The sequence below is a fragment of the Arsenicicoccus bolidensis DSM 15745 genome, from assembly GCF_000426385.1.
GTDB lineage: Bacteria > Actinomycetota > Actinomycetes > Actinomycetales > Dermatophilaceae > Arsenicicoccus > Arsenicicoccus bolidensis.
On the sequence record NZ_AUFG01000073.1, the window covers coordinates 1 to 7951 of the forward strand.

Annotated in this window: 4 protein-coding genes and 1 pseudogene; 2 read left to right on the forward strand and 3 right to left on the reverse strand. The window is 64.9% G+C overall.

Annotated elements, in window-relative coordinates; all coding sequences use genetic code 11:
- Positions 1-120 precede the first annotated feature (120 nt).
- Positions 121-1461, forward strand: a complete 1341-nt coding sequence (locus K313_RS0119215; RefSeq protein ID WP_420804905.1) for an ISL3 family transposase — start codon at positions 121-123, stop codon at positions 1459-1461.
- Between the two features lie 250 nt (positions 1462-1711).
- Here the strand turns inward: K313_RS0119215 and K313_RS0119225 are convergent, their stop codons facing one another.
- From K313_RS0119225 to K313_RS0119235, 3 genes are read right to left on the reverse strand one after another with little or no spacing between them, the layout of a single operon-like run.
- Entirely contained in the window at positions 1712-3064 is a 1353-nt protein-coding gene (locus K313_RS0119225; RefSeq protein WP_156911485.1) for a hypothetical protein, read from the reverse strand.
- Between the two features lie 17 nt (positions 3065-3081).
- Complete coding sequence (locus tag K313_RS0119230; RefSeq protein WP_029212996.1) at positions 3082-3927, reverse strand: restriction system modified-DNA reader domain-containing protein; 846 nt, start codon at positions 3925-3927, stop codon at positions 3082-3084.
- A gap of 2 nt (positions 3928-3929) precedes the next feature.
- On the reverse strand, positions 3930-7274 hold the full coding sequence (locus K313_RS0119235) for a type ISP restriction/modification enzyme (protein WP_029212997.1): 3345 nt from the start codon (positions 7272-7274) through the stop codon (positions 3930-3932).
- A gap of 455 nt (positions 7275-7729) precedes the next feature.
- Between K313_RS0119235 and K313_RS21845 the strand changes: the two are divergent.
- Positions 7730-7951: pseudogene (locus tag K313_RS21845) on the forward strand (IS256 family transposase); the annotation flags it as partial.

Genomic DNA, 7951 nt, shown 5'->3' on the forward strand with positions numbered 1-7951 from the left:
GGGCTCTTCAACCTTGAGGTGGGGGTGAGCGCGACACGCTAGAGCACGGGGTGAGGGTGGTTGGGGGTCGAGGCCTTCAGGATCGGAAGCGTCTCTTCAACCTGACCGGAAGGCCTCGACGTGTCCGAGCCTACGGGGTGCTGCTGCGCTTCCACGACCCCTTCGTACTGTGACCATTGCGACCTGCTGGTCGGCCTGGACGGCTTGCACGTGGTCGACGTCGACAAGACCGGCCATGGCGTGCTCGTGGTCACGATGGAGTCCGCGCCGACGGTGATGGGCTGCCCGACGTGTGGGGTGGTCGCTGAGAGTCGCGGCCGACGCACGACCACGCTGGTGGACATCCCGTGTTTCGCCCGGCCGACCCGGCTGCGGTGGCGCAAACGCACGTGGCGGTGCCTGGAGCCGGCGTGCCCGACCAGGGTGTTCACCGAGCAGGACGAGCAGATAGCCCGCCCGCGCGGGCTGTTGACCACCCGGGCGTGCCGGTGGGTGATCGAGCAGGTCCGCCGCGAGCACGCCTCCATCCACGGACTCGCGCGGCAGCTGGGGGTGGCGTGGAAGACGGTATGGGGCTCGATCCAACCCATCCTGGCGACGCTGGCCGACGACGAGGCCCGGTTCGCCGGCGTGACCACCCTCGGGGTGGACGAACACCTGTGGCACCACGTGAGTCCCCGCAAGCGCGGCCCGAAGGAACTCACCGGCATGGTCGACCTGACCCGTGACAAGGACGGACGCGTCCGAGCCCGGCTGCTCGACCTCGTACCCGGCCGCTCCGGGACCGTGTACAAGACATGGCTCGACCAACGCGGCACGGCGTTCAAGGCTGGGGTCGAGGTCGCCACCCTGGACCCGTTCCACGGCTACAAGAACGCCATCGACGACAAACTCGCCGACGCCACCGCTGTCCTGGATGCTTTCCATGTGGTCGCCCTGGCCGGCCGGGCGGTCGATGAGGTTCGCCGCCGCGTGCAGCAGGAGATCCACGGTCACCGTGGCCGTGCCGGCGACCCGCTGTACGGGATCCGGAACATCCTGCGCTGCGCGGCCGAGCGGCTCACCGAGAAGCAACAGGCCCGCCTGGCCGCTGCCATCGCCGCCGACGAGCGCCACGACGCCGTCCACATCGCCTGGCAGTGCGCCCAACGTGTTCGCGCCGCGTACGCCCACCCCGACCCCGCTCGAGGCCGCCAACTCGCTGAACAAGTCGTCGCCAGCTTCCCCACGTGTCCCATCCCCGAGATCGCCAAGCTGGGCCGCACCCTCAAGCAGTGGAGGGACGCCTTCCTGGCCTACTTCGACACCGGCCGCGCCAGCAACGGCGGCACCGAGAGCATCAACGGGCTCATCGAACTCCACCGCCGCATCGCCCGCGGCTTCCGCAACCGAGACAACTACCGGCTACGCATGCTCCTCATCGGCGGCGGACTCACCCCGCCACCCCCACCGGAAGTGTGAAGAGCCCCATATCGGCGGCGAACCTGGGTTGCTGGACGCCCTTCCGCTCCCCCTGTTCAGCTATCAATACTGTCGACAGCGGGTGGCCTTCGGTGCGCGGTGATCAGGCGAACCGGGCCGACCGGGTGGCCCGAGCCGTATTGACAGGCGGCTCGGGCCACAGTCACCTCTGGCTGAGGGTTGCCCACATCAGCGGCGAGCCGGGGCTGCCGTCCACATCGACGGCGATGTCGTGGGTCGACTGCGCCAACTACGACCCGTCCTGCTGCAGGAGTTCGTCCATCAGGTCGCGATAGAAGGCGCTGTAGGCATCGCGCCAGTTCGGCTCGGTCGGAGCCACCTCTTCCGCGAAGCGACGGATCTTCCCTGACCACAAACCTCGTTGTTCGAGGCCCGACTGGGCCAGGGTCATCAACGCGCTGCGCGGATAGGTTGTCCGACGTGCCGCAATCCGGTCCCACACAAACCGCTGCAAGTTCAAGGCTGAATCCACGGCCGCTTGAGCCTCGCGGGGGCTGGGCATGTAGCCCGCATGAACCACTCGGTGTCGCAGGCGGTAGCAGTTGGTGTACCAGTCGCCGATTGCGCCGGACTTGGTCGACCACGTGCCTTGGAGACGCGACGGGTATTCACGGGTGACACGCCGCAGCACCTTTCCGTGTTCGAAGATCGGGGCCGCTGCTTGTGGGTCAGCACCTTCTTCCCAGAGGAGCAGCGCAAGCACTGTGTCGAGCAGGACTTCGCAGGACGTGTTCGACTGGATTACGGCGTTCGCCATCTCCCCGGTGACTCGTAGCGCTCGGTTCGCCTCGATGAACCGCTCACGCCACAGGTTGGTGGGGTTCCCCCGTTCCTGCTCCCGCAGCCAGTAGTCGAAGCGCTCCGCAACGTCGCCGTCCCATTCCTTCCCAGCAAACGGGTCCGCGAGGTTCGTGTGGTCGAGCATGATGACCGACGGGTCGCCCCAGTCGCCGACCGGCTCTGTGAAGACGTGTGTCTCGCCGTCCAACAGCACGGTCTCGCGGATGCCATGCGCCGAGTAGACGAGTACCGGATTTGGCAGACGCACGTATGTCAGCGCCCCGTACGTCGACTCGGTTGCCTGTCGATGCGCCCTCAACACTCGGTCCGTCAGTGTTATGCACCGCGTCAACGCGTCGGCGCGAGGCGACCACAGTCGAGGATCGTGGGCGTCGTCGTCAGGAATGGTGTCGGGTGAATCACGAGTGGTCACCGCTTCGACCACAGTGTGCTGGACTGTGACACCGACTGCAGTGTCCGCGCCCCCAGTGTGCTTGGGCAGTGAAGGCGCGCGTGCGGTGACAGACATCAGGGCTCGCAGTGAGGACTCCATGCGACCGCCAGGCACGTCGGCCTGATAGAAGGTCAAGCCGACGAGCGGGTCGTCAAGGCGCTTCTCGTGGGGCTGCCCGTCGCCGACTGTCCCGGCGAACTGAAACCCATCTGGAAGAGCAATGGGCTCGGGCAGCACCATAAAAAACCGTAGGAGTTCTACCTCCTCCCGCTGCTGCCCCATTGCATGGGTAGACGAATCACGCTTCGGCGCGCGCGGCCACCGCTTGAACCACTTGAGAGCCTTCAACTGATAAGCCTCGCGATTCAGGATGACGTGTCGCGTGAGTCGACGAAGCGGGCGCGGAGCGTCGCGAGTGTGGTCTTCCCTGCGGCGTCTTCGACCGCCCAGAAGTCCCATCCGTTCGCGGCTCCGCCCTTCACTGCTCCAGCGGCAGCCGACGGTGTGGGATGACTGGTGCCGTTGACTGTGATGCTGCCGTCCGCGTTGATGACCCCAGTGGCGGGCCACACCGAGTTGGTTGAGACGACGGACGCACCTGGGGTCAGGTAGCCCGCGTCGAGGACATTCTTGAGGGTGATGCCGTAGAAGCGGCTCGTGCGGGAGGACTTGGTGGTTGTGCTGACCGTGCCGCTGTCATCAGCGGTCGCCGGGTCGTAGCCGATGAGTCGCAGGATGCGGGAGATCGGTAGGACAGCGTTCTCCAGTGAGGCCCGCTCGAACGGCGGGAGGGTTTCGTCCGAGGGTCGGTTGCCGTTGTGTGGCCGGGCGTCTTCAGCGGCGTCGAGAAGGTCGTAGAGCCGACCTTCGAGCCAGGCAACCTGTGCGGAGTTGAAGCCGAACGTGGTGTCGCGTTGGACGAGTACGGCCCGCCGCCAGTGATCCTTGTTTCGGAGGTGATCCCGTAGACGTGTACGGATACCTGCGGGTGCCTTCCCGACATAGCAACCCCACGAGCCGTCGCCCGAGGGCGGGTCGAGCAGGATGTAGACCCCTGGGCGGTCCCACTCCTCAGCACTGATGCGCAGAGCGTGGTCCCTTTCGACGATGGCAAACCGAAGCGCAGCATGCTGGTCGAACAACACCACCGGCTCTGCAGCCGAATCCGGTAGCAGGGTGGTGATGGGTAGGGCTGTGTCGTGGGTGGTCATGTTCAGGTCCCTGCCTGGTCCTCGTCTGATGTGGGCTCTTCAAGGAGAGTCCCGACGAGGCTGAGTCGTGGGTTGCGGATCGGGTCCCGGTCGCCCTTGGGCCACTGAACGTCGTCGTCTTCGAGTTGGTCACGGCTGAGGAGTGGTCCGGCGAGGATGTCGCCCAGGAGTTCGCCCATGTCTTCTTCCAGGACGGCGATCTGGTTGAGGATGGCGAGCAGGTTGCTCAGTTCTGCTGACCATTCGGGAAACCACTGGGGGGCGTTGATGTGGTCAAGATCGGAGCCGTACCGCTTCTTGGGTGTGGCGAGCCGGAAGTCGAGCCAGGATTCAAGAACTTGGCTGCCTCCAACGGTGTATTCGGCTGCCTCTGCCCGCAGGCCGGTCCACGTGCCCGCTCCAACATGAAGGGTTTCGGTGGTGGCGTCGTAGCGCCATTCGGTGGGCATGGTGGAGCCGACAGGGGTCGCATAGGTGGGGTGGCCGCCCAGGTTCGGGTCCCGAACGTCGGTATAGCCATCAGGGTGTGCCCCAGCCTCACCAAAGGTGTGGAGCCATTGCATGTGACGGCCGTGCTCACATGCTCGTGCCCAGAGGTCGCGGTCGAGGGTGATTGGGGTCCGGATACCTGGGGTTCGGAGTTGCTCGTCGAACTGAGCGAGGTATCCGCTGTGTGCGGCCACACCGGCGACGTAGTCGAAGAGGTCGCCACCGGAGACTTTTTGGCCGAGGTGGCGGGAGAGGGCTTCGAGCAGTCCGGGGGCGGTGTTCGGGGTCCCGTCCGGGTGCAGTTTCGGGAGCGCTCGACCGCCACCGCTACCCCTGAAGTGATGCACGTCGGGAATCAGGTTCGTGTAGACGACTCCCGGGCCGCTGCGGGGGTGTTCGGAGTGGAGTTCAACGGCGAACATCTGTCCGGGGATGCGCCCATGCCAGAGCGTCGGGGATGGACGATTCAGGAGCCGGGAATCTGCGAGCACCCATTGACGGTCGAGCACTCGGAAGCCCGTGCGGACGGCTTTGACGTCCGTGACCATGGTGATGCTGGTGACGGGGCGCGTGGTGTTCTGCTCGGTGTCGTCGCCAGGGAGGGGTGCCTTCGCCCAGCGGACTCGTGTTCCCTTCTCTTTCTTGCCTTCGCCGAAGAGGTCGGATCGTGTGGTCTCATCGGTCTCGTTGATGAGTTCGCGGAATCGCTCTTCCAGTGTGGCGGGATGCGGCGCGTAGACCCATCCGCGGCCAGCCATGATGCCGTTGGCTCGCCAGGGGAACAGATCGTCCAGCGCAGGGTAGGAGTCCCAGTCGTCGGTTGGTGCCGGGGTGAAGGGGGCGGTCCAGTCGCTCCGGGTTGCTTGCCAGCGTGGGTCGTCGAACGTGAGTTCCGCGAGTTGTTTGAACTTCTCTTCGCGGCGACCGTGCAGTTCGAGGTATTTGATGTCGGCCGGTGTGGCGGCGTCCGTGTCCTCCCGCCGAAGGAAGATGCCGATCGCAACCGGGGTTTCGATGTTGAAGACGGCGTTTTCTTGAGGCGGCTGTTTGCCCTCGGGGGTGAGGTTGATGATCCAGCCGTTGGAACAGGTTTTGCGTAGGTATTCGCGCATCCCACGGAATCCGGGTCCAACGAGGTACCCGGTAGCGGTGATGAACGAAATGATCCCGTTGCCGCCGTCGGTGATGTCGGGGTCGTGGGTGGATTCGAAGACTTTCCACGTGGCCCAGCGCCAGAAGTAGGCGTACAGGTTCGACAGGTGACGTTCGTGTCCGCCGTTGCCTTCGAGTTTGAACGCGTCGAGTGGGTGCTCGTTGGTGTTGGGGTCTGTTCCGTTCTCGATCCAGCCGCCCATGCCTCCGGCGTGGTCCTTGTAGGGCGGGTTTCCGATGCAGACCTGGATGTTCTTCTCGCGCTTCATCTTGTTGGCCTGTTGACGTTGCCGGGCGATGAGTTGCGCTGTGTAGGGGAGGTCTTGGTCGGAGGCCGTGTAGGGGTCTTCGAGTGTGTCGGCAACGAACAGGTTCAGCCCGTTGGAGGGGTGGCTGGCCCCTGCTTCGTGTATCGCGGCGCTGATGCGTAGTTCAGCGACCGAGTAGGGACCAGACTGGATTTCGATGCCGTAGAGCCGCTGGACGGCGCTGCTGACGGCTTCGGAGGCAGCCCCCGGCCCGTATTGCTTTCCTGCCTCGGCGGCAACGTGCCGGAGCACGGACAGTGGGTAGGTGCCGGTTCCCATTGCGGGGTCGATGATGGCGACGTTGGGGTTACGGAGGCCGTCCGGTTTCCCGAGGTGTGTTCTGAGTGCGCGGTCGGTGAGGCCGACCATCGCGTCCACGACCTCGACCGGCGTGTAGTAGGAGCCTGACTTGCGACGCTTCTCGGGGTCGTACTGTGCGAGGAAGTCTTCGTACAGGTGAAGGTAGAGCGATTCACCCTTACGTTCGAGGCGCTCCCAGTCCGTCGCTGACAGCACGCGGATGATGATCTCGATAGCCGACCAGGTTGGTGTGCCGCTGACATGTTCGGTGAGCAGGTTCAGGGCGCGGCCCATGATGGTGTGCTTGTTCTCCAGCGCGCGTGCGATGTCGAAGACGTTGCCGCTCGCGATCTCGATGTCTTCGCTGAGCGCGAGGAGGAGGGCGAAGACCACGGTCTGGGAGAAGCCGTCGGCGAACTCTTCGTCCTTGGCTTGCGGGAAGAGCAGTTTGCGCCAGTCTTTGGAGATGCCGGTGAACGGCATGGTGCTGGGGTCGGCTCCGCCCTTGATGGCACGCCGCTCGGCCTTGACCGCGTCGAGGACTTCCTCTCGGAGGAGCCGGGCGAGGGGGGCGAGGGTGTCGACGAGTTTTGCGACCGACACGATCGTGGTGGGCTGCCATTGGAGGAAGTTGTTGACGATGAGTTCGAGACGGCCGGGCGCGGTGAGCGCACCGACGTGCGTCTTGAGGTCTCCGGTGTGGACGTTGACGGGGACGTCGACGAGTTCGCCGTACCTCCAGAGTCGGAACTCGGTTCCGTTGGTGTGCAGGAGGTTCGGCAACTCTCGCAGCCGCTGCCACTGCCGGTAGTTGTGCGTGGTGGATCCGTATGTGCTCGGGTCCAGTGATGTGCCGGGAGCCTTGAGTTCGATGTGTCCGACCAGCACACCGTTGACGCGAACTCCGAAATCGGGGCGGACGCTTCCTTCGAGTTCGGAGACCTCGTTGTGGGTCACCACGGTCAGGTCGACGAGGGCTCCGGCTCTCTCGATCAGGTTGGTGATGGGCGTGACCAGGAGCGCCTCTCGTTCCCCTGGCCCCGAGAGACGCCGCTTGGCGTCCTTGCCGTAGTCGGCGACGAGGTCGGCAAAACTCATGTGACTCCTTCGAGATGGCTCACGCACAGGTGTCGACATCGGCAGGTTCGCCTGCTAGCCGTACTCCAAGGAGGAGGCCGCGCGGCATACACCCCGTCAATCGCGCTTTCTCACCTTAGGCAACCGGGAAGGTTCCGTCAGGGTTTGGAGCGGTGACCGTCGCGCGCAGTCAGACGTTGCGGAACTTCAAGGTCACGTAGTCGAGTTGCTGGCGGAGCATCTTGAGACCGTCAGTGACGTCGTCGGAGAGACCGACCATCGTCCGGACGGTCTCCGCTGCCGCGATGGTCTGGGGGTCGTCGCGGTGTCGGGTGACGTGCTGAGCAATGATCAGAACCTGTGGATGGTCCTCGGCGGGGTGAACGCGATGGAGCGCACCTTCCCGAGGAAGATCTCGTAGTCACAGAACTCTGATCTGGACCGGCGTTGGCGCGCTGGTTCGGGAAGGTGCGCTCATGCTCAAGGTAGTCCACGACGTCGAGGTGTCCAACGAGTCGGCCGGTGGGTCGCTGCTTGATGAGATCGTCCGGGACGGCGCTCGGCAGATGCTTGCCGTCGCGTTGCAGGCCGAGGTCGCCGCCTACATCGACGCGTTCGTCGACGAGCTCGACGAGGCGGGTCGGCGGCTGGTGGTCCGAAACGGCCATCACGAGCCTCGAGAGGTCACCACGGCGGCG